14 protein-coding genes are annotated in these 23304 nt (G+C 65.9%); 12 read left to right on the top strand and 2 right to left on the bottom strand.

Translation table 11 applies throughout. The features are described 5' to 3' along the window. Window positions 1-52: 52 nt before the first annotated feature. Complete coding sequence (locus tag NR187_RS18315; protein ID WP_256807220.1) at window positions 53-1993, top strand: autotransporter domain-containing protein; 1941 nt, start codon at window positions 53-55, stop codon at window positions 1991-1993. Between the two features lie 65 nt (window positions 1994-2058). Here NR187_RS18315 and NR187_RS18320 read toward each other — a convergent pair whose 3' ends face one another. Continuing rightward, entirely contained in the window at window positions 2059-3144 is a 1086-nt protein-coding gene (locus NR187_RS18320) for a zinc-binding alcohol dehydrogenase family protein (RefSeq protein ID WP_256807221.1), read from the bottom strand. A 108-nt stretch (window positions 3145-3252) separates the two neighbouring features. Here NR187_RS18320 and NR187_RS18325 point away from each other — a divergent pair, with 108 nt between their 5' ends. From NR187_RS18325 to map, 3 genes are all read left to right on the top strand, one after another. Continuing rightward, complete coding sequence (locus tag NR187_RS18325) at window positions 3253-4038, top strand: helix-turn-helix transcriptional regulator (protein WP_211386065.1); 786 nt, start codon at window positions 3253-3255, stop codon at window positions 4036-4038. A 232-nt stretch (window positions 4039-4270) separates the two neighbouring features. Then, complete coding sequence (locus NR187_RS18330) at window positions 4271-7420, top strand: GAF domain-containing protein (RefSeq protein ID WP_256807222.1); 3150 nt, start codon at window positions 4271-4273, stop codon at window positions 7418-7420. A gap of 99 nt (window positions 7421-7519) precedes the next feature. Continuing rightward, window positions 7520-8269, top strand: coding sequence for a type I methionyl aminopeptidase (map, locus tag NR187_RS18335; RefSeq protein ID WP_256807223.1), 750 nt, complete (start codon window positions 7520-7522; stop codon window positions 8267-8269). Window positions 8270-8317: 48 nt separating this feature from the next. Here map and NR187_RS18340 read toward each other — a convergent pair whose 3' ends face one another. Then, on the bottom strand, window positions 8318-9640 hold the full coding sequence (locus tag NR187_RS18340) for an MFS transporter (protein WP_256807224.1): 1323 nt from the start codon (window positions 9638-9640) through the stop codon (window positions 8318-8320). Window positions 9641-11059: 1419 nt separating this feature from the next. Between NR187_RS18340 and NR187_RS18350 the strand changes: the two genes are divergently transcribed. The 8 genes from NR187_RS18350 to frr all read left to right on the top strand — a co-directional run bounded on the left by NR187_RS18350 (window position 11060) and on the right by frr (window position 23299). After that, complete coding sequence (locus NR187_RS18350) at window positions 11060-11782, top strand: outer membrane protein (RefSeq protein WP_256807226.1); 723 nt, start codon at window positions 11060-11062, stop codon at window positions 11780-11782. 475 nt (window positions 11783-12257) lie between these two features. Next, on the top strand, window positions 12258-15761 hold the full coding sequence (dnaE, locus tag NR187_RS18355; protein WP_256807227.1) for a DNA polymerase III subunit alpha: 3504 nt from the start codon (window positions 12258-12260) through the stop codon (window positions 15759-15761). A gap of 256 nt (window positions 15762-16017) precedes the next feature. Beyond that, entirely contained in the window at window positions 16018-16758 is a 741-nt protein-coding gene (locus tag NR187_RS18360) for a carbonic anhydrase (RefSeq protein ID WP_211386070.1), read from the top strand. A 277-nt stretch (window positions 16759-17035) separates the two neighbouring features. Further along, window positions 17036-19537, top strand: coding sequence for a caspase family protein (locus NR187_RS18365; RefSeq protein ID WP_256807228.1), 2502 nt, complete (start codon window positions 17036-17038; stop codon window positions 19535-19537). Between the two features lie 310 nt (window positions 19538-19847). Beyond that, the gene (locus tag NR187_RS18370; RefSeq protein WP_007603625.1) at window positions 19848-20837 is read left to right on the top strand and encodes a 30S ribosomal protein S2; all 990 of its coding nucleotides are present in this window, start codon (window positions 19848-19850) and stop codon (window positions 20835-20837) included. A 131-nt stretch (window positions 20838-20968) separates the two neighbouring features. After that, the gene (gene tsf, locus NR187_RS18375) at window positions 20969-21892 is read left to right on the top strand and encodes a translation elongation factor Ts (protein WP_211386072.1); all 924 of its coding nucleotides are present in this window, start codon (window positions 20969-20971) and stop codon (window positions 21890-21892) included. Window positions 21893-21952: 60 nt separating this feature from the next. Then, on the top strand, window positions 21953-22669 hold the full coding sequence (gene pyrH / locus NR187_RS18380) for a UMP kinase (protein WP_211386073.1): 717 nt from the start codon (window positions 21953-21955) through the stop codon (window positions 22667-22669). 66 nt (window positions 22670-22735) lie between these two features. Further along, complete coding sequence (frr, locus tag NR187_RS18385) at window positions 22736-23299, top strand: ribosome recycling factor (protein ID WP_211386074.1); 564 nt, start codon at window positions 22736-22738, stop codon at window positions 23297-23299. Window positions 23300-23304: the final 5 nt, after the last annotated feature.

Here is a 23304-nt window from a genome sequence, read left to right on the forward strand (position 1 = left end):
GAACGTTGCTCGTGATGTACGATCGACCCCATTTCCAGGAATCGATGTGGGAATGAACATATTGCGCGGGGTCTGCGGCGGCTTGTTGCTCGGCTTGATCTTGATACCGCTGGATGCGGCGTCGGCCCAGCCGTGCCAGACAACAGGCACCGACCAGACCTGCACCAACTCGCTCTTCCTCTCGGCAGGGGCCGCCGGGCTGTCCGACCTGGGCACTGTGACGGTTGCCAACACGAGTTCCGGCAGCATCGTCGGAACGGGGGTCTCGGTCGTCGGCATCGTGGCCAACGTGGATGCTAATGTCACGAACAGCGGATCCATATCCGGCGTCGGCACGAGCAGTGCCAACGGCATTGAGACGCTGCGCGACGGCAACGTGACGAACTCCGGCACGATCTCCGCGACGGGTGGAATGTTCGGCAATGCCATTGTCGCCGGTCGCAATGCCAACATCACGAATTCCGGCACCATCTTCGGAAGCGGAGGCACCTCCGCGGCAGGCATCTCGGCGACCGCTGCGGCGAACGTGGTGAACTCGGGCCTGGTATCGGCATTTTCGTTAGGAGGCAGCGCCTACGGCGTGCTCGCCAGTTCGGGCACGGTGACCAATTCAGGCACAATTACAGCCACCGGCTTTTCGGGCTACGGCATCCGCATCTTCAATACCGCGCAGGTGACGAACTCCGGCACCATTTTCGGCAACACAGCCGCTCTGCAGTTCGGCGGCAGCCCCGACAGCCTGACCGTGCTGCCAGGCTCCCGCATCATCGGCGCGATCAACCTCGGCGGTGGCGGTGACACAGTCAACTTTCGCGGTGGCAATCACAATCTCACCTTTGACACCCTGGCAGGCGCCACCGTGACCGGCACGACGCCGTTCGCCGTGTCCGGAAATCAGGCGGCCGCGGTCGACCTCACGCCGTTCGCATCGAACTGGCGAACGCTGACCGACTTCACCCGGGGCGTGGCCGATGCCTTGCCGGTGTTTTCGGGGAGCCCAGGCGGCGGCGCGGCGCCGCTCGCCTTTGCGGGTCCGGACGGCGCCTCTCGTTTCGACGATGCCTTTGCCGCGATCCCGGGGCTTACGTCGGCCTATGCCGGCGAAGCTGCCGTGTTCAAGGCGCCGGCGATGCGCTACGCCGACGGCACCACCGTGTGGACCCGCGGCTTCGCCGGCCAGCGCATCCAGCAGCAGGATGGCGTGCTGCTCCGTACCGCCAACCTGTTCTATGGCGGCATGCTCGGCGGTGACTGGCAAACGCGCCCGGACCTGCGCGTGGGTGCGTTTCTCGGCGGTGGCAAGACGCGCACCAGCATCGATCTGAACCAGGGTGCGCTCGATTCCGATCTCTTCTTCGGCGGCGCCTATGCCCGCTACGACATCGGGCAAACCTTCCTGCACGGCGCCGTGCAGGCCGGCGGCTCACGCAACGCGAGCGCGCGCACCGTCAACAACAATCTCGTCGCCGGCGGTCTGGAGACCGCAACGGCCAGCTACAACGGCTGGTATGTCAGCCCCGAGGCGACGATCGGCCAGCGCATTGGGCTCGGCCAACTCGCCGACGCCGCCTACACCCTGACGCCGTCATTTCGGTTGCGCTATCTCTACGGTGCCTTTGACGGCTACACCGAGGCCGGCACCACCGCTCCTCTGACGCTAGGAAGCCAGACCGTGAGCACGCTGGAGGAGCGAGGCGAGGCCAAGCTGACGCGTTCCGTCAGCTTCACGCCGGGCGACGTTCTCTCGGCCAGTCTCACCGCCGGCCTGCTCGGCACCCAGCGCGTCGGCGGCTCCACCATCAGTGCGAGCCTGCTCGGGCAGGCGATCCCGTTCGCTACGCCAGGGCAAGCGAGCGTGTGGGGCGGCTTCGGCGGTGCCGGCCTCGAATGGCGCAGCCGCAGCGTCACGCTGTATTCTGCCGCCGAATATCTCGCGCTGTCGGATCGTTCCAACGTCGTCAGCGGAAGGGCTGGCCTGCGCGTGGCGTTCTGAACATCGGATTCGGGCGCGAGGAGAACTGGTCGATCGTCGTCGCGCCCGGCCGGCCGGCTTTCCGGTCAGCCGTTCGGCCTGATCACCGTTAATTTGAACGGCCCGCCATTGGCCGCTGCATGTTCCACCGCCTGATTGGCATGGTCGAGGTCGAAGGCCGTGGTCTCGTATTCCTCCAGCCGCAACAGCCCTGATCGCACCAGCCCGATCAGGCGGGCGGTGGCATCCGGCGGATACATCCAGACGCCGTGGATGCTGATGCAGTTGCGCATGATCCAGGGGTAGGGCAGCTCGAGGCCCGCGCCGCCCGCCATGCCGACGCCGCCCATCAGCACGACGCGGCCGTAAGCGCGCACCGTCATGATCGCCGCGCGCACGACGGTCGTGCTGACTGAGGGCGGCATGATGTCGAACACGCAGTCGATCGGCCCGGGCGCCGCACGCTGCATGCGCTCGCGGTCGTCGTCCTCGTTGCCGGTGAGCTTGACCGGCTTCACCCGGCTCCCGAAGCGCCTGACGAGGTCGGCCAGGATCGTCTCGTTGCGGCCGGGCGCGACCACGCAGGCCGCGCCCATCGCGAGCGCGACGGAGACGGCCGCGCTGCCGAAATTGCCGGTGGCCCCGCTCACCAGCACGGTCTCGCCGGGCTGAAGGCTGGCGGCGAGGAAACCGCCATAGGGCACCAGCAGCGTGCCAAGCGCGCACCATTGCGTGGCCTGCTCGGGCGTGATCGCGCCGAGGCGTTTGACGTTCTCCGTCGGCACCCGCATCTGCTCGACAAAGGAGCCGTGGCGAAAATGCTTTTGCAGGCGCATGCCGCCGGCCCCGGCCGCGGTGAGTCCTTGCAGGGCAATGTCGGGCGCTGCGGCGTCATCGCGCGAACGCACCGTCGGATCGCAGAAGACCCAGTCGCCCACTGCAAGCTTGGTCGCGTCCGGGCCGACCGCGCGCACCCGGCCGATGCCGCCAGGCCCCGGGATGATCGGCAGGTCGAGCGCATAGTTGCGCACCCCGCTGAAGACCTCGTTCATGTAGGACAGCACGCGCGTGGCGACGACGTCGACGACCACCTCGCCGGTCCCGAGCACCGGATCGGGAGCATTCTCGATGACGAGCGGAGATCCAAAGGATTTGAGTACGGCGGCTTTCATCGTGGTCACCTCATGTTCGGGTGATACGGCTATGCGCCACCTTGGAAAGGACAGGAAGGCCTGGTATTATCCTAGTATTGTCCGGACCCTCCATCGAGGACGCTCGTCATGGCCGACCCCCGCCGCGTCGAATTCGGCGACTTCCTCAGGTCCCGCCGCGAAAAGCTGTCGCCGAAGACGGTCGGGCTTCCGGCGGGCCGGCGGCGGCGCACCGCGGGCCTGCGCCGCGAAGAGGTCGCGCAGCTCGCCGGCATCGGCGTCGACTGGTACATCCGGCTCGAGCAGGGCCGCACCGTCAGCCCCTCGGTGACCACCGTCGATGCGCTGGCGCGTGCGCTGCGCCTGACGAAGACCGAGCATGCGCATCTCAAGGCGTTGGCGCGCGACGGGGACAAGCGCGCCTTCACGCGCGAGATCGTGCCGCCGCCAATTCGGCGGATGATCGAGAGCCTGAAGCAACCGGCCTATGTCACCGGGCGGCGCTGGGACGTGCTGGCCTGGAACGATGCCGCCGAAGACGTCTTCGGGTTCGGGCAGTTGCCCGAGCAGGATCGCAACACGCTGCTGCTCGTGCTGACCAACAAGCAGACGCGAAAATTCTACGGCGCCGGCTGGACCGATGTCGCCAAGAGCATGGTCGCGATGTTTCGCGCCACCCACGACGTCTGGGCCGGGGATCCTGCCTTCACCGAGTTGCTCACGCGGCTGCGCCAGGGCAGCCCGGAATTCGTCAAATGGTGGGAGGCGCACGAGATCCGCAACACCGCCTCCGGCCTCAAGACCATGAACCATCCGACCAGGGGCGTGCTCCGGTTCGAGCACACGAGCTTTCAGGCCAACGACGATCCGGCGCTGAAGCTCGTGATTTATACGCCGGTCAGCGGCGCGGGCTGAGAAGCCGCGGCAGCAATTGCCATATCCGGCCTTGCTCAGACCCGGCGTGCCATCAGTCGACCGGGAGCACGGGAACCTAAATGCCATCATGCGGTTATCGGGCAGACAATTTGCGCGACCTGCCTGCATCACTCGGAGGTCAGGCGGGCTCATCTCTGGTCGAAACGAACAGCCGCGGGACGATCGATCCGATTGGCTCGCCGTGGAGTAGGGAAGTGGCAGGGGAAGACCAATGACGACAGCGACCGGGGCGCACTCGGCCGATCGCAATTCCGTCTTGGCCACACTCGGCGACTACATCCGAGAGATCAGCAATCCCGACGATCTCGCCTATGCGGCAGCAGAATTGCTGGGCCGCAGCCTGAACGTCAGCAGGGCAGGCTACGGCACCGTCGACACGTCGGCCGAAACCATCACCATCGTCCGCGACTGGAACGCACCGGGCATCCTGAGCCTGGCAGGCGTGCTGCGCTTCCGCGACTATGGCAGCTACATCGAGGACCTGAAGCGGGGTGACACCGTCGTCTGCGCCGATGCGGAAGAAGACCCTCGCGTCGGCGATCGTGCGCAAGCTCTCGAGGCGATCTCCGCCCGAGCGCTCGTCAACATGCCCATCTCCGAGCCCGACGGGGTCGTGGCGCTGCTCTACCTCAACAATGCCACAGCGCGCGAATGGAGCTCCGAAGAGCTGGAGCTCATCCGCGAAGTTGCCGAGCGCACACGCACCGCCGTCGAACGTCGCCGTGCGGAGACGGCTGTGCGGGAGAACGAAGCCCGGCTGCGCTTCCTGGACGCGCTCAACAAGGAGACCGCCAGGACCCGCGACGCCGACGGCGTCATGGCGGTCACGACCAGAATGGTCGGTGAGCATCTCGGCGTATCGAACTGCGCCTATGCCGACATGGACCCGGACGAAGACGGCTTCACGATACGCGGGGATTGGGCCGCGCCCGGTGCGATGCATACCCTCGGTCACTACAGTCTGGCCGACTTCGGCAGGAAGGCAGTGCGAGAGCTGGGCGCCGGCAGGCCGCTCATCATCAATGACAATCTGAGGGAGATTGCCCCCGACGAAGCCGCCACTTTCCAGAGCATCGGGATCGGTTCGACGATTTGCATGCCCTTGGTCAAGGAAGGGCAACTCACCGCCTTGATGGCGATTCATCACCGTGGCCCGCATCAGTGGACGCCGCGCGAACTCGCCCTGCTCTCAGAGGTGACCGAGCGATCGTGGGCCCACATCGAGCGCGTTCGATCGGAACAGGCAGCACGGGAGGCTGCCGAACGGCTGGTTCTCGCGAACAAGGCGGCGGGAATTGGCACCTGGGACTACGACCCGGTCAACGACGTTCTTCGATGGGATACCCGCTGCAAAGAGGTGTTCGGTTTACCGCCGGACGCCGAAGTCAGCTATGAAGGTTCATTCCTGAAAGGTATTCATCCGGACGACAGGCAGCGCGCCCACGAGGCCGTATCCGCAGCCCTGACGCCTCATTCTCCGACGAGTTACAACATCGAATACCGAACCATCGGTCTTGAGGATGGTGTCGAGCGTTGGGTTGCCGCGACCGGTCAAGCCCTCTTTTCCGATGGGCAGGCCGTTCGGTTCATCGGGACGGTGCTGGATATCACTGCGCAAAAAAAGACGGAGCGTCATCTCAGGCTGCTGAACGACACCGGGGCCTCGGTCTCCCGCGAACGCGACCTCGAGAAGATCGTGCAGATCGTGACGGATGCCGGCGTCGAGCTGACCGGTGCCCAGTTCGGAGCCTTTTTCTACAACGTCCTGGCAGCGGATGGCGGCAGCTACATGCTCTATTCGCTGTCCGGCGTGCCACGGTCCGCTTTTGAGAACTTTCCGATGCCGCGCAACACCGCGGTGTTTGAGCCGACGTTCAAGGGCACGGGGGTGATGAGGTCCGACGACATCCTGCAGGACCCTCGCTACGGCAAGAACGCGCCGCGCAAAGGCATGCCGGAGGGCCATCTTCCGGTCCGATCCTACCTGGCGGTCCCCGTGATCTCGCGAACCGGTGAAGTCCTCGGCGGGCTGTTCTTCGGTCATGCCGAGACGGGCAGATTCCAGGCCGAGCACGAGTCCGCACTGCTCGGCATCGCCGGCCATGCCGCGACGGCGATCGACAATGCGCAGCTCCTGACCAGGCTTCAGGCGCTCAATGCCGAACTGGAGCAACGCGTCGCCGACGAGATTGCCGAACGCATGAAGGCCGAAGAGCAATTGCGGCAATCCCAGAAGATGGAAGCCGTCGGGCAGTTGACCGGAGGCATCGCCCACGACTTCAACAACATGCTGGCGGTCATCATCGGCAGCTTGAATCTCGCCAAGCGGCGGCTGGGCAAGGGAGAGGTCGACATCGGCCGCTTCATCGATGGCGCGATCGACGGGGCGAACCGTGCAGCCACCTTGACGCAGCGGCTGCTGGCGTTTTCGCGTCAACAACCGCTCGCGCCGGAAGTCGTGGACATCAACAAGATGGTCGGCGGGATGAGCGAGCTGCTCGACCGATCGCTTGGCGAGCTTGTCCGCCTCGAAATGGTCCTGGCGGCCGGTCTCTGGCGCGTCAAGGCAGACCCGGCCCAGCTGGAAAGCGCGATCCTCAATCTCGCGGTCAATGCGCGGGATGCCATGCCGAAAGGCGGCAGGTTGACCATCGAAACCAGCAACGCCTCGATAGATCAGAAGTATTCTCGCGAGTATGCATTGATACCCGGGCAGTACGTGCTCGTTGCCGTGACCGATAACGGTATCGGGATTCCGGACGACGTGGTTGGGAAGGTCTTCGATCCCTTCTTCACGACCAAGGAAGTGGGCAAGGGCACCGGCCTCGGCCTCAGCCAGGTCTATGGTTTTGTGCGGCAGTCGGGCGGCCACGTCAAAATCTACTCGGAGGTCGATGTCGGAACGACCGTGAAGATCTATCTTCCGCGGTTCGCCGGCGATGACGTCACCTCGAGCGCGTCGCAGGTGGCGGCACATCCCGGTGCGAGCATGCAGAACGAGACGATCCTCGTCGTGGAAGACGACGAGCGTGTCCGCAGCATCTCATGTGAAAGCCTGCGCGAGCTCGGCTATAACGTCCTCGAAGCCGCGAGCGCCAGAGAGGCACTCAGGACCATCGAAAATGGCTCTGTTCCGGATCTGCTGTTTACGGATGTCGTCATGCCCGACATGACCGGCGCCGAACTCGCGGCCGCGCTGTCGAAACGACACCCGGAGCTGAAGGTGCTGTTCACCACCGGCTACACGCGCAATGCCATCGTTCACAATGGCATGCTCGATGCCGGCAAGCATTTGCTGTCCAAGCCCTTCGCGATCGAAGACCTCGCGGCCAAGGTTCGCAATCTTCTCGACGAGAGTTGAACGCCTCTTCTCGGGCGGGTTTCAGGTCGAGTGCAGCTGGCTCCTTTGGAACGGCCTCTGCGGTTTGCAAGCCAGGGTCGCAAGCGCTAGACCCGTGATATGACAATCTCGGACGACAACGACCTCACCCGCCTGAAAGAGATCGGACGCATCGTCGCCAATACCCTGGAGGCGATGGGGAAGGCGCTCGAGCCGGGCATGACCACCTCCGAGCTCGACCGGATCGGGCGAACACTTCTGGACGCTGCCGGTGCGCGTTCGGCGCCGGAACTGGCCTATGATTTTCCCGGAGCGACCTGCATCAGCGTCAATGAGGAAATCGCTCACGGCATCCCCGGCGAGCGACGGATCGCGCGAGGCGACCTCGTGAACATCGACGTTTCCGCCGAGAAGAACGGGCTCTTTGCGGATACGGGAGCCTCGTTCGCCGTTCCGCCCGCAACCCGCGCGATCGAGCGTCTTTGCAGGGATGGCAGGCGCGCGATGTGGACGGGGCTGCGGCAGGTCGGCGCCGGCAAACCGATTGCCGGCATCGGTCAGGCTATCGGGAGCTTTGCGCGGAAGAACGGTTACAGCCTGGTCAGGAATCTCGCCAGCCACGGCGTCGGCCTGTCGCTGCATGAGGAGCCGACGGAGATCGCGACATGGCCGGACTCCTCCGAACGCCGCGTCATGAGCGAAGGACTCGTGTTCACCGTCGAGCCCTTCCTGTCGCTGGGCGCCGAATGGGCTCAGGACGGCGATGATCCGTGGACGCTCTACAGCAGCCCGGAGGCGCCGACCGTGCAGTACGAGCACACCGTGATCGCCACCCGTCAGGGACCTTTGATCGTGACCATGGCCGGTTGAGGCCACCGAGGTCGGAGTCCGAGACGTCTCACGCCCGGTCCGGCGACCTCACGCCACCGGATCTCTGGCCGCATCCGAACGGCTTCGACGACCCGGTGCCAGTGGCGGCGCGGCTCTTGCCGGAGTGTTCTCCGGCGGAGCGACCTTGCGCCCCGAGGTGACCGCGACCGGAGCGGACCCGGCATCGCGCCAGGCCACCATCCAGATCAGCAAACCAAGAACCGCCAGCGCGGCGCCGACGGGACCGGTGGAGGTCCAGCCCAGCCCCTCGCGAATGGCAAGGCCGCCGAGGAAAGGGCCGAGCGCATTGGCGGTGTTGAAGGCCGAATGGTTCAGCGCGGCGGCGAGCGCCTGCGCATCACCCGCGACGTCCATCAGCCGCGTCTGCAGGATGGCGCCGAGCGAGACGCTGGCACCGATCGCGAAGATGTCTGCCGCAAGCAGCCAGGGATTGCCGGCGGCAAGCGGAAACAGCAGCAGCGCGACCGCCGAGAACAGCAGGATGACGCCGGCCGTCGGCATCAGCGCGCGGTCCGCAAAGCGCGGCACGAACAGGTTGCCGAGCGTGGCTCCGATGCCGAACACGGCCAGGAAGAACGGAATCACCGCGGGGCTGACCTTGGTGACCTCGATCAGCGTCGTCGCCAGATAAGTGTAGACGGCGAACATGCCACCGAAGCCGATGGCGCCGATCGCCAGCGTGATCCAGACGCGGCCACTTCTCAGCGCACCGAGCTCTCGCAGCGGATCGGACCTGCCGGCCTGGTCGCGGGGGGCGAACAGGGCGCAAAGCACCATCGTGAGCAGCGCCAGCAGCGCCACGAGGCCGAAGCTCGCGCGCCAGCCGATGGCCTGGCCGATCAGATTGGCGAGCGGCACGCCGATGATGGTGGCGCCGGTCAGGCCGAGCATCACCTGGCCGATTGCCTGCGAACGACGATGTTGAGGAACGAGCGAGGCGGCGACCAGGGCTGCGATGCCGAAATAGGCGCCGTGCGGCAATCCCGAGAGGAAACGCGCCGCGATCATCCAGCCGAAGCCCGGCGCCAGCGCGGTGAGCGCATTGCCGAGCGCGAACACGGCCATCAGGACCAAGAGCTGCGTGCGCCGCGCGAAGCGCGCACCGAGCACGGCGATCAGTGGCGCGCCCAGCACGACGCCGAGCGCGTAGGCGCTGATCGCGTGGCCCGCGGCCGGCTCGTCGACTCCGAGGTCTGCGGCGAAAAACGGCAGCAGGCTCATCGACGCGAATTCGGTGGTTCCGATCGCAAAGCCGCCCATCGCGAGCGAGAACAGGACGATGGCGAGACGGGGGGAAGCTGAAGCCGCGGTCGGATGCGCGCGGGGCGCTGTCGCTTGGGGCGAGGTCATGTGTCCTGCATTGGTGGCGTCAACGGGAACCAGCCCAGCGAACGTCGCCACCCCTGCAAGATTTGTCTGTCGTACTTAAACCGGTCCCAGTCTACGTCAACACCGGAGGCCCAACGCAGGGCAGGCCGCATATCAGCCTCCCGATTTGGGCGATGGAGGCACGCGTAGTGACGGACGAACCCCGATGTTGGACGATGATCGGCGAGGCCTGTCGAGCGCGGCTGGCTCCGCGGCCACTCGAGTCGACGGCTGGCTGGCCTGCTTGCGATCGCAGATGGCGGTGACCTAATTCGCCTCGAGGCGGGCAACCGTTCCGGTTCTGGCGCGTTGGAGATCGTCACCGCCCGGTCCTTGGCAGTTGCCGGTGATGAGAACGCCGGTTGCGCTCCCGCCCATCCAGGAGCAGCACGTGCGAATTCGCATCAAGCCATCATCGACGCTCGGAGATCGCCTGAACAAGGAGGCGAGGAATTTGCGCAAGCAAGCCGAAGGCATGCCACCCAGCATTCGCCGCGACGAACTTCTGAGGAAGGCCGATCAAGCCGAGACAGCCGCTCACATGAACGAGTGGCTGAGCCCTTCCGGTCCGCGGCCGGCGCAATAGGTCCGAACTGGCACAAACTGCACATCACACAGGGGCCTGGTGCAGTTAACCTTTTCCCCATGGGAAACGAGTTGCGTTTTCGCATTCTGGTGATTGTGCTCGGCTTGCTGCCGGTGGCGTTGATCGCCTTTGCCCTCTTCAGGCTATAGCGCAGCATTCATTGATTTGCCTCAACAGGCACCGTTGCCGCCGAGCGTCTCTGGTGTTCGAGGGAGGCGCGTCAATGACCCGCCGTCGGCTCTGGATTTATCAATCCCTGATCCTGGTCACCGCCGCGCTGTCCATTGCGGTGATCGCATCCATGACCTGGTAGGCATGCTTGGCCGCGAGCGTTGGGGGTGCCCTGATCGGCGCGCTTGACTGTCGCACGAGCAATTGCGCAGCCCCGGTCATTCATCTGCGGTGAGACAGAACGCATGATGCGGACCGAGCGCATGCGCCCAACTGCTTGCGGCCAAGCGCTTGCGCCCAAGTGCTTGCGCCCAAGTGCTTGCGCCCAAGTGCTTGCGCTCAGCGCGAGCGCAAATGTGGCGACAATGGGAAGCGCGATTCGTCACGCATCTCATTCGTCAATCACGCAATCGTGCGTGCGTCGGTGCCTTGCGCGCAGATGCAATATACGCCGTGCAATGAACAATGGAACTCATGAAAACACTTGTTTCAAAGGGTTTCCTGCGCGCGCTGATAAACATCCGTTAACCGAGCAGGGGCCTTTGGCTCGAACTGTTGCGTCGAGGTTACAGCAATTCCGTCGAGCGCTGTTATGACGACGCCACGGCCCGGGGGCCTAACGACGAAACTGGAACGGGATTCAAATGAAAAAGAATTTGTTGCTTGCCGCTGTAAGCCTTGTCGCGCTCGGCGCGGCTGCGCCGGCGCTGGCTGCTGATCTCGCGGCGCGGCCTTACACCAAGGCGCCTGCGATGGTCGCCACCATCTACGACTGGAGCGGCTTCTACATCGGTATCAACGGCGGCGGCGGTTCGTCGCACGCGACCTGGGATCTGGTCGGGTTCGGCCGCGACGGTTCGCACGATGCGACCGGCGGCACGGTCGGTGGTCAGGTCGGCTATCGCTGGCAGTCCGGACAGTTCGTGTTCGGCTTGGAAGGCCAGGGCAACTGGGCTGACTTCTCCGGCAGCCACGTCGGCGCGATCTCCGGCTTCACCAACAACACCAAGATCGATGCGTTCGGTCTGATCACCGGTCAGGTCGGTTACGCCTGGAACAACGTGCTGCTCTACGTCAAGGGCGGTGCGGCTGTGGTCAGCACCAAGTACGACGCCTCTCTCGCCGGCGTGTCGCTTGCATCGGCCAACGACACCCGTTGGGGCGGCACGGTTGGCGCAGGCCTCGAGTACGGCTTCGCGCCGAACTGGTCGGTTGGCGCCGAATACAACCACATCTTCCTGGGTGGCAAGGATCAGACCCTGACCGGCGGCTTCGGTGCTCTGGCGATCCATACCGCGCAGGACGTCGACATGGGCCTCGTCCGCCTGAACTACAAGTTCGGCGGCCCGATCATCGGCCGGTACTGATACAGATCGCTCATTTCGAGCGGTTGCGGAAAGCCCCGGCCTCGTGCCGGGGCTTTTTTGTTGCGTAAATTCAGCGAGTTAACCATCGCATTTTGATGTGGTCGAGAGTGCTTGACTTCCGAGAACGAAATGAGAACAATGTTCTTGATACGTTCCAGCGAGGGAGTAGGCCATGTTCAGGATTTTCGTGGAAGAAGCCGCCGCACTGGCGTCGATTGCACTGTTCGTCGGGATGATCGCGATCTGGGCCCAGGTGATTCCGCAGCTCTAGGTGCGGGCCTGGTTGGGGAAAAGCAGGACGACGCGGCCGATCCGCCGCTCCGGCGTGGACTCTGGTCGCGCGACACCCCACCATTGTGAAGCGAGTCGGCCGGGCGGGTGCAGGATGTTCCCATGATCCTCTTGTGATCATCCTCTTGTGATCCCCTGGGGCCGGCGACCGCTCCATCCACCTGCAAGAGGCCGTCACGCGACCATGCCGAGCGCCGGATTTGTCCACCTTCACGTTCACTCGGCCTATTCGCTGCTCAAGGGCTCGATCAAGATCGCCAAGCTCGCCGAGCTTGCCAAGAAGGACCATCAGCCGGCGCTGGCGCTGACCGACACCGACAACATGTTCGGAGCGCTGGAGTTCTCCGACAAGATGGCGGGCTCCGGCATCCAGCCGATCGTCGGCTGCGAGCTGGCGATCGATTTCGCCGACCAGGATCCCAATGCGCGCAACGCGCTGCTGCCGTCGCGCATCGTGCTGCTGGCCGCACAGGAGCGCGGCTATGGCAGCCTGATGCGGCTCAACTCACGGGCGTTCCTGGAGACGCCCGACACCCATGCCCCCCATATCAAGTTCGACTGGCTCGAGGGCGAGACCGAAGGCCTGATCGCGCTGACGGGCGGACCGGACGGGCCGGTCTCGCTGGCGCTTGCCGGCGGTTATGCCGAGCTTGCGGCCACGCGCTGCGAGCGCCTGGCCGGCCTGTTCGGCGACCGCCTCTACGTCGAATTGCAGCGCCACGGCCTCGACAAGGAGCGGCGCGTCGAGAGCGGGCTGATCGACATCGCCTACGCCAAGGGCCTGCCGCTGGTTGCGACCAACGAGCCTTATTTCGCCGCGACCGACGATTACGAGGCGCATGATGCGCTGCTCTGCATCGCCGGCGGTCGGCTGATCGCCGAGACCGATCGTGTTCAGCTCACGCCCGATCACCGCTTCAAGACCCGTGCGGAAATGGCGGTGCTGTTCGCCGACATTCCGGAGGCGCTGGCCTCCACGGTCGAGATCGCCGAGCGCTGCTCGTTCCGTCCGATGACGCGCAAGCCGATCCTGCCGTTCTTCACGGTCGGCGCCGCCGCAAGCTCCGATGCTGCCGCGGTGGAAGCGGCCGAATTGAAGCGCCAGGCGGAGGAGGGGCTCGCCAACCGCCTGCGCGTCCACGGCCTGTCGCAAGGCACGACGGACGAGGACTACAACAAGCGCCTGGCGTTCGAGCTCGACGTCATCATGCGCATGAAATACGCGGGCTACTTCCTGATCGTGTCCGACTTCATCAAATGGGCGAAGGGGCAGGGCATTCCGGTCGGGCCGGGCCGCGGCTCGGGCGCAGGCTCCCTGGTGGCATGGGCGCTCACCATCACCGACCTCGACCCGATCAAGTTCGGCCTGCTGTTCGAGCGCTTCCTCAATCCGGAACGCGTCTCGATGCCGGACTTCGACATCGATTTCTGCCAGGACCGCCGCGGCGAGGTGATCCAGTACGTGCAGCAGCGCTACGGACGCGACCAGGTCGCGCAGATCATCACCTTCGGTACGCTGCAGGCACGCGGCGTGCTGCGCGACGTCGGCCGCGTGCTGCAGATGCCCTACGGCCAGGTCGACAAGCTCACGAAACTGGTGCCGCAAAATCCGGCAGCGCCCGTGACGCTGGCCGCGGCGATCGAGAGCGAGCCGAAGCTGCAGGCGTTCCGCGACGAAGACCCGGTGGTGGCGCGTGCCTTCGACATCGCCCAACGCCTCGAAGGCCTGACGCGCCATGCCTCGACCCACGCGGCCGGCATCGTGATCGGCGATCGCCCGTTGAGCGAGCTCGTGCCGATGTACCGCGATCCGAAGTCGGACATGCCGGTGACCCAGTTCAACATGAAATGGGTCGAGCCGGCCGGCCTCGTCAAGTTCGACTTCCTCGGCCTGAAGACGCTGACCGTGCTCGACGTCGCCTGCAAGCTGCTCAAGCCCCGCAACATCGACATCGATCTGGCCACGCTGCCGATCGACGATGCCGAAAGCTACCAGATGCTGGCGCGCGGCGAGGTGGTCGGCGTGTTCCAGGTGGAAAGCCAGGGCATGCGGCGCGCGCTGGTCGACATGCGGCCCGACCGCTTCGAGGACATCATCGCGCTGGTCGCGCTCTATCGCCCGGGCCCGATGGCGAACATCCCGACCTATTGCGCGCGCAAGCACGGCGACGAGGAGCCGGAATATCTCCATCCCGTGCTGGAGCCGATCCTGAAGGAGACGTTCGGCGTCATCATCTACCAGGAACAGGTGATGCAGATCGCGCAGGTGATGTCGGGCTATTCGCTAGGCGATGCCGACCTGCTGCGCCGCGCCATGGGCAAGAAGATCCGCGCCGAGATGGACAAGCAGCGCGACATCTTCGTCGCTGGCGCGGTGAAGAACGGCGTGCCGAAAGGGCAGGCCGAGACCATCTTCGAGCTGCTCGCCAAGTTCGCCGATTACGGCTTCAACAAGAGCCATGCGGCGGCCTACGCGCTGGTATCCTACCACACCGCCTACATGAAGGCGCATTATCCGGTGGAGTTCATCGCCGCGTCGATGACGCTCGATCTGAACAACACGGACAAGCTCTCCGAATTCCGGTCCGAGGCGCAGCGCCTCGGGATCAAGGTCGAGCCGCCGAACATCAACCGGTCCGGTGCGACCTTCGAGGTCGGCGAGAAGACCATCTATTACGCGCTTGCCGCACTCAAGGGCGTCGGCATCCAGGCGATCGACCAGATCATCGCGGAGCGGACCCGGAACGGCCTGTTCACCTCGCTCGCCGACTTTGCCGCGCGGGTGTCGCCGCGCGCGATCAACAAGCGCATCATCGAAAGCCTCGCCGCCGCGGGCGCTTTCGACACGCTGGAGCCGAACCGGGCGCGGGTCTTTGCCGGCGCCGACTCGATCCTCGCCGCATGCCAGCGGGCGAATGAAGCTGCAACCATTGGCCAGAACGACATGTTCGGCAGCGCGGCCGATGCGCCGACCATCATGCTGCCGCAGGTCGAGCCCTGGCTGCCCGCCGAACGGCTTCGCCGCGAATATGATGCGATCGGCTTCTTCCTGTCCGGCCATCCGCTCGACGATTACGCCACCGTGCTGAAGCGGCTGCGCGTGCAGTCCTGGGCCGAGTTCTCGCGCGCGGTGAAGACCGGCGCCACCGCGGGCAAGGTCGCCGCCACCGTGGTGTCGCGGATGGAGCGGCGGACCAAGACCGGCAACAAGATGGGCATCATGGGACTTTCCGATCCCACGGGTCACTTCGAGGCGGTGCTGTTCTCCGAAGGTCTCGCGCAATATCGCGACGTGCTGGAGCCGGGCGCCGCCGTGCTGCTCCAGCTCGGTGCCGAGCTCCAGGGCGAGGACGTCCGCGCCCGCGTGCTGCATGCCGAGCCGCTGGACGACGCTGCCGCCAAGACGCAGAAGGGCCTGCGCATCTTCGTGCGCGACACCAAGCCGCTGGACTCGATCGCCAAGCGTCTGGCCGGCCCCGAGATGGCGGCTTCGAACGGAGCCGCGCCAAAGGTCGGCAGCCCGGGGATTGCCCCGCGCTCCAACGGCGACGGCGAGGTCTCGCTGGTGATGATGCTCGACCTCGAGACCGAGGTCGAGATGAAGCTGCCCGGCCGCTTCAAGGTCTCGCCGCAGATCGCCGGTGCGATCAAGGCGGTCGCGGGCGTGGTGGACGTGCAGCAGCTGTAGCAGCACGCACGAAATTGCAGCCGGTTGCAAGAACCAGAGGCCGATGGATTTCCCGCCTTTGGACGAACCGGCCGCAAGGACTACAATCGCCGAACTGCGGCTGGCGGAATAGGCGCACGCAAGACCGGTGAACGCGTCGTTCTGACGACACCCAAGAGTTGGGGCGCCGCCCGCACCGACGTTTGTGGTTTCGTCATGTCATAGCGGCTATGATCGCGGCGGTACCATCGTCCACCTCGCCGGGAGGAAGCGCGACATGTGCGACAAGTGCTCTCAATCTCTGCATGGAAATACCGGGCCGTCGCGGCGGTCCGCGATGCTGTTTGGCGCTGCCGCGTTCGGACTTGCCTTCGCCGGCAAAGCCTTCGCCAAGGAGACCAAGACGCCGCCAAAGCCGCAGAACGTGCTGTCTCCCGAGGCATCACTGAAGCGCCTGATGGAAGGCAATGGCCGCTACGTCATCGGCGTGTCGCGGCGGCACGATTTCAAGCACGAGCGCGAGGCGCTGGCCGGCGGGCAAAACCCGTTTGCCGCCGTGCTGAGCTGTGCCGATTCGCGGATCGCGCCCGAATATGCCTTCGACACCGGCCGCGGCGATCTGTTCGTCTGCCGCGTCGCCGGAAATTTCGCCGGCACCGAGACCATTGCCAGCATGGAATACGCGGTCGCGGTGCTGGGCGCGCCGCTGATTCTGGTCCTCGGCCATGACAGTTGCGGCGCGGTCGATGCGACGCTCAAGGCGATCAAGGACAACAAGCCGCCGCCGGGACACATCCCTTCGCTGGTCGATGCGATCGCGCCGGCCGCCAAGGCCGCGATGCAGCAAAGCGGGAACGTCCTCGACGCGGCGATCCGGCAGAACGTGATCGACAACGTCGCCAAGCTGAAGTCGGCCGCGCCGATCCTCAATGCGGCTGTCGAGCAGGGCAAGCTGAAGGTCGTCGGCGGCATCTACCGGCTTGCGACGGGAACGGTCGATCTGATCGCGCAGGGCTGACGAGCCGTCGCCGCGCTGTTCGTCGGCGCGACGCTTACGCAAGCCTGACCCAGGAGCCTTTGCGCAGGAGCCTTGCGCAGGAGTCTTGCGCAAGGGTTTGGCGCAAGGGTTGGCGGAGGCGCCGGGCGCCATGCCGCCGCCTCAATCCAAGCCTTTCGTTATCAAGCCTTTCGTTTTCAAAACTTTCATTATCAGAGCCTTTCGTTCAAGTGCCGTTCAGCCGGCCGCGCGCTTGATGCGTGGTGGCACCTCAACAACAAAGGCGGGCAAGCAAGCCATGCGTGGGACGCTCAGAGTCTTCATCTGCCTTTTCCTGCCGATCGTGGTCCTTGCCGGGGCAGCGCGGGATCCGGCGCGCGCGCAGCAGCAGGAAAAGCGCATCGCGCTCGTGGTCGGCAATGGCGCCTATGCCAAGTCGCCGCTGGCGACGACCGCGAACGATGCCGGCCTGATCGCGCAGACGCTGCAAGCGGCGGGCTTCGACGTCGTCGGCGCCCGCGATCTCGACGGCGACACGCTGCGAAAGAGTTTTCGCGACTTCATCCAGAAGGCGCAGGCCTCGGGCCCCGGCACCGTCGCGATGGTCTATCTGGCCGGTTACGGCGTGCAGCTTGCCGGCGAGAACTATTTCATCCCGGTCGATTCCAACATCACCCGCGACACCGACATTCCGACCGAGGCCTTGCGCATCGGCGACTACGCGCGCCAGCTCGCGGCGGTTCCGCTCAAGGCGAACATCGTCGTGCTCGACGCAGCGCGTGCGCAGCCCTTCATCGAGGGCGGCCAGCAGATCGCGAGCGGGCTTGCGCTGGTCGAACCGGATCCGAACATGCTGATCGCCTTCAATGCCGCGCCCGGCACCGTGGCGCCAGAGGAGCCGGGGCCCTACGGCATCTATGCGCAGTCGCTGGCCGAGATGATCCGCACCGGCGGCCTGCCGCTGCCTGAGGTGTTCGATCGCGTCCGCCTGCGCGTCAACGAGGCCTCCAAGGGCGCGCAGGTGCCCTGGAACGAGCAGAAAATCAGCGCGCAATTCTCATTCTTCGATCGCGGGCCCGACGCGCCGCCGCCGGAGGCCTCGGCCGACCAGGTCGCTGCGATCCGCAACAAGCCGATCCGGGATCTCGGTGTGCAGGACGCCTACGCCGCCGCGCTCACGCGTGACACGCTGCCGGCCTATGAGGAATTTCTCGCGGCCTATCCGAATGATCCGATGTCCAGGCGCGTGATGGCGATCGTTGCGGCGCGCCGCGAGGCGATCACCTGGCGGCGGACCTATCGCACCGACACGCCGGAAGCCTATTGGTCGTATCTGCGCCGCTATCCGCGCGGCCCGCATGCAGGCGATGCGCGCCGGCGCCTCGCGATCCTCACCGCGCCGCTCGAGCCGCCGCCGGCCTTCGCGATGATCGACTACGACGTGCCGCCCCCGCCGCCGGAGGAGGTCGTCTATGTCGACCGTCCCGTGCTGTATTTCAGCGATCCCGATTTTGGCTTCGCGCCGCCACCACCGCCGCCGGTCTACTATCTGCCGCCGCCGCCGCCGGATTTCGTCGTGCTGGAGCCGCCGCTGCCTGTGATCGGCCTGTTCGTGCTGCCGCAGCCGATGTTCGTGCCGATCCCGGTGTTCGTCAGGCCGCCGGTCTATGTCGCGCCGCCGCCGAACAACATCATTTATGCCAACATCCACAACACCACGGTCATCAACACCGTGATCAACCGGCCGCCGGCACCTGCCGCGGGCGTGGGGGCAGGGGCAGGTCCGGCCAATCTCGCGCCTGCAGTTGCCGGCCGCGCCAATCCGGCCGGTGCAGCCTTGCCGCAGGCGGTCACGCAGCGCGCCGCCCTGATTCAGCAGGGCAAGGCGCCGATGCCGCCGAGCGCGACGATGCAGCCGGCAGCGAGGCCAGGGACGCCTCCGGCGACGCCGGCCAATGTCGCGCCGATTGCAGCGCCATCCGCTGTGCCACCGGCCAGGCTGCCACAGGCCAACACGCTGCCGGTCCCCGGGGCCCAGGGTGGTCCGCCCGTGCCGCCAGCGGGGGCAGGGCCTTTGCCGGGCGGCAGACCCGTGCCACCGACGGCGACTGCGCCCGGCGTGACGCCGCCGACGCGTCCGGGGGCGCCGACGACTGCCGCTCCCGGTGCGCCGCTGCCGGCTCGTCCCGTTGCGCCCACCGCCGCCGCGCCGGCGACGGCCGCGCCCACCACGGCAAACCCGGCCGGCGTGCCCGGCCAACCTCCGAAGCCGCCGGTGGCCCAGACGGCACCCGGAACCGGGCCGGGGGATCGTGGCAAGTCCGCAACCCATGCGCCGGCTGGCACGCCTCCCGGCGCGGCCGGACGACCGGTCGCGCCGCCGCCCTCGGCCGCGCGGGAGCCGGTCAGGCCACAGAATCGGCCGTCGACCGCTCCGGCACAGGCTGCCAGGCCCTCGGCACCACCGCGCCCTCAGGCCGTGGCGAGACCAACGCCTCCGCCGCCCGCGGCGCGTCCAGCCCCGCCGCCTCCGCCGCGCATCGCATCGCCGCCGGCCCGGGTGGCTCCGCCCGTGGCGGCCGCTCGGCCGGCGCCGCCGCCCATGGCGCGCCCCGCGCCACCACCGCCCATGGCGCGACCTGCGCCACCACCACCGCCGGTGGCCCGGCCTGCGCCACCGCCGCCACCCCGGGTGACCGTCGCGCCGCCGCCACCGCCGCGCCCGGCAGCACCGCCGCCGCGTCCCGCAGCCCCGCCGCCGGCGGCCAAGAAGTGCCCGCCGAACCAGCCCAAGTGCTGAAGGGCGACGGGATCGGGACCGGCGCGACCGCGCTTTAGGCTGTTGTTTGAGCATGATCTTTCCGGAAAACCGCTTGGCGCTTTTCCGGATCATGCGTTAGGGCGCAGCGTGTCCTTGACGGAAGGGGCCATCGGGGGACGAAAACCGCCCTCGAAAGGCCCTTATTTCCTTGCTTCTGGCCCAAATCGCGCTATACAGCGCGCCATCTCACACGGAAGCATGGCTCATAAGGCCGTCCGGTGGCAGCCGGGGCGACAACGCTCCGTTTTGCTCACACGCTTCCGGAGGAACCAACCGGAGAATTAGAACGATGGCACTGCCCGATTTCACTATGCGCCAGCTCCTCGAAGCCGGCGTGCACTTTGGTCACCAGTCTCACCGCTGGAATCCGAAAATGGCACCTTTCATTTTCGGCGCCCGCAACAACATCCACATCGTCGATCTCGCGCAGACCGTGCCGTTGCTGCATAACGCCTTGCAGGCGGTCAGCGACACCGTCGCCAAGGGCGGCCGCATCCTGTTCGTCGGCACCAAGCGCCAGGCGCAGGACGGCGTCGCCGACGCGGCCAAGCGCTGCGCGCAGTACTTCGTCAATTCGCGCTGGCTCGGCGGCACGCTGACCAACTGGAAGACGATCTCGGGCTCGATCAAGCGCCTGCGTCATCTCGACGACGTGCTCGCCGGCGGCGATGCCTCCTCCTACACCAAGAAGGAGCGCCTGACGCTTCAGCGCGAGCGCGACAAGCTCGACCGCTCGCTCGGCGGCATCAAGGACATGGGCGGTCTGCCCGACCTGATCTTCGTGATCGACACCAACAAGGAAGACATCGCGATCCAGGAAGCCCAGCGGCTCAACATCCCGGTCGCAGCGATCGTCGACACCAATTCGGACCCGAAGGGCATCACCTATGTGGTGCCGGGCAATGACGACGCCGGCCGCGCGATCGCGCTCTACTGCGATCTGATCGCGCGCGCAGCGATCGATGGCATTTCGCGCGCCCAGGGCGATTCCGGCATCGACGTCGGCGCTTCGGTTCGACCGGTCGCAGAAGAGCTGCCGGCCACCAGCGGCTTCCAGGGCCTTGCCGGTCCGCGCGGCACTTCCGACGATCTCAAGAAGCTCCCGGGCGTGTCGGGTGCGATCGAGAAGAAGTTCAACGACCTCGGCATCTTCCACTTCTGGCAGCTCGCCGAACTCGATCACGACACCGCGCACAAGATCGGCGAAGAAGTCGGTCTGCCGAGCCGGGCGGATGCCTGGGTGGCCAAGGCCAAGGCGCTGACCGCGGAAGCGGAATAGTCGAAAAGAGCGACGGGTTGGCCGGATGAGATCCGGCCGCCATTTCAGTTGACGCGAATTCCTGAGATGGACCGCGGCGAGGCGATCGGGCCGCGCCGCGGCGAACCGGCAGGCAAAAAGGATATTCAACGATGGCAACGATCACAGCTGCGATGGTCAAGGACCTGCGCGAGTCGACCGGCGCGGGCATGATGGACTGCAAGGCCGCGCTGACCGAGAACGACGGCAACATGGAAGCCGCGCAGGACTGGCTGCGCAAGAAGGGCCTGTCGAAGGCCGCCAAGAAGTCGGGCCGCGTCGCCGCCGAAGGCCTGATCGGCGCGCTCACCAAGGGCAACAAGGGCGTCGTGGTCGAGGTCAACTCCGAGACCGACTTCGTCGCGCGCAACGGCCAGTTCCAGGGCCTCGTCAAGATGATCGCCCAGGTCGCGTTCGACGTCGGCGCCGATGTCGAGAAGATCAAGGCGGCCAAGGTCGGCGACGTCACGATCGAGACCGCGATCAATGACGCGATCGCCACCATCGGCGAGAACATGACGCTGCGCCGCGCCGCTTTGCTCGAAGTGAGCCAGGGCGTGGTGTCGCACTACGTCCATGGTGCCGTCATCGACGGCGCCGGCAAGATGGGCGTGATCGTTGCGCTGGAATCGCCCGGCAAGGCCGACGAGCTCGCAGCGCTCGGCCGCCAGATCGCGATGCATATCGCGGCCACCAATCCGCTTGCGCTCGATCCGTCCGGCCTCGATCAGGCGGTCGTCAAGCGCGAGAAGGACGTGCTCGCCGACAAATATCGCCAGCAGGGCAAGCCCGAGAACGTGATCGAGAAGATCGTCGAGTCGGGCCTCAAGACCTACTACAAGGAAGTCTGCCTGCTCGAGCAAGCCTTCATCCACGACACCGGCAAGTCGGTGGCGCAGGCGGTGAAGGAAGCCGAAGGCAAGGTCGGCGGCACCGTGAAGATCGCGGGCTTTGTGCGCTATGCTCTCGGCGAGGGAATCGAGAAGCAGGAAAGCGACTTCGCAGCCGAGGTCGCGGCGGCCAGCGGCAAGAAGTAAGCGCCGGAACGTTCCTTCCGGCGTGCTGCCGGAAGCGGCGCCCGGACAAGGAAAGTGCTCATGACTGATCCGGTCTATCGTCGCGTCGTGATCAAGCTGTCCGGCGAATATCTCGCAGGACCGCAGGGTTTTGGCATCGACCAGCCGACAGTCGACCGGGTCGCGGACGATCTGATCGCCGCCCGCCAGCTGGGCACCGAAGTTGCGGTGGTGATCGGCGGCGGCAATATCGTGCGCGGCGTCGAGGTGTCTTCGCGTGGCGTCTCCCGGACGACCGGCGACACCATGGGCATGCTCGCCACCATGATGAACTGCCTGGCGCTGGAGGCGACGATCGAGCGCAAGGGCACGCCGGCGCGCACGCTGTCGGCCTTCGTCATGCCTGAGATTTCCGAGCTGTTCACCCGCACCGCGGCGCACAAATATCTCGCCGAAGGCCGGATCGTGCTGCTCGGCGGCGGAACCGGCAATCCGTTCTTCACCACCGACACGACCGCGGTGCTGCGCGCCGCCGAGATCGGCGCCGAGGCGGTGCTGAAGGCGACCAATGTCGATGGCGTCTACTCGGCCGACCCGAAGAAGGATCCGACGGCGACGCGGTTCGACCGTCTGACGCATTCACAGGCGATCGAGGGCGGCTACAAGGTGATGGACGCGACCGCCTTCGCGCTTGCCCGCGAGACGTCGCTGCCTATCATCGTGTTCTCGATCGCGGAGCCGGGCTCGATCGGCGCGGTATTGCGTGGCGGCGGCCACGGAACCATCGTCGCCGGCTGACGGCTCATCTGGCGCGCCCCAAGGGAGGGCGCGGAGAGGTCGCCGGGATTTTGAAGGAGAAGCGTGATGGCCACGGGTACTTTCGACCTCAACGAAGTGAAGCGCCGCATGCAGGGCGCCATCCAGTCGCTCAAGCACGAGCTCGGCGGCCTGCGCACCGGCCGCGCCGCCGCCTCGATGCTCGATCCGGTGCAGGTCGAGGCCTATGGCAGCCACATGCCGCTGAACCAGCTCGCCACCGTCAGCGTGCCGGAACCGCGGCTGATCTCGGTGCAGGTCTGGGACAAGTCGATGGTCAAGGCGGTGGAGAAGGCGATCGTCGATTCCAATCTTGGCCTGTCGCCCGCGACCGAAGGCCAGGTGCTGCGCCTGCGCATCCCCGAGCTCAACGAGGAACGGCGCAAGGAGCTGGTGAAGGTCGCACACAAATACGCCGAGGCCGCCAAGGTCGCCGCGCGCCACGTCCGCCGCGACGGTCTCGACGTTCTCAAGAAGCTCGAGAAGAATCACGAGATGTCCGAGGACGACCAGAAGCGCCACGCCGACGAGGTGCAGAAGGCGACCGACGGCACGATCTCCGAGATCGACCAGTTGCTGGCCGCCAAGGAAAAAGAAATCCTCACCGTCTAAGGCCG

The sequence above is a fragment of the Bradyrhizobium sp. Bra64 genome, assembly GCF_024519875.1.
GTDB classification, from domain to species: domain Bacteria; phylum Pseudomonadota; class Alphaproteobacteria; order Rhizobiales; family Xanthobacteraceae; genus Bradyrhizobium; species Bradyrhizobium japonicum_G.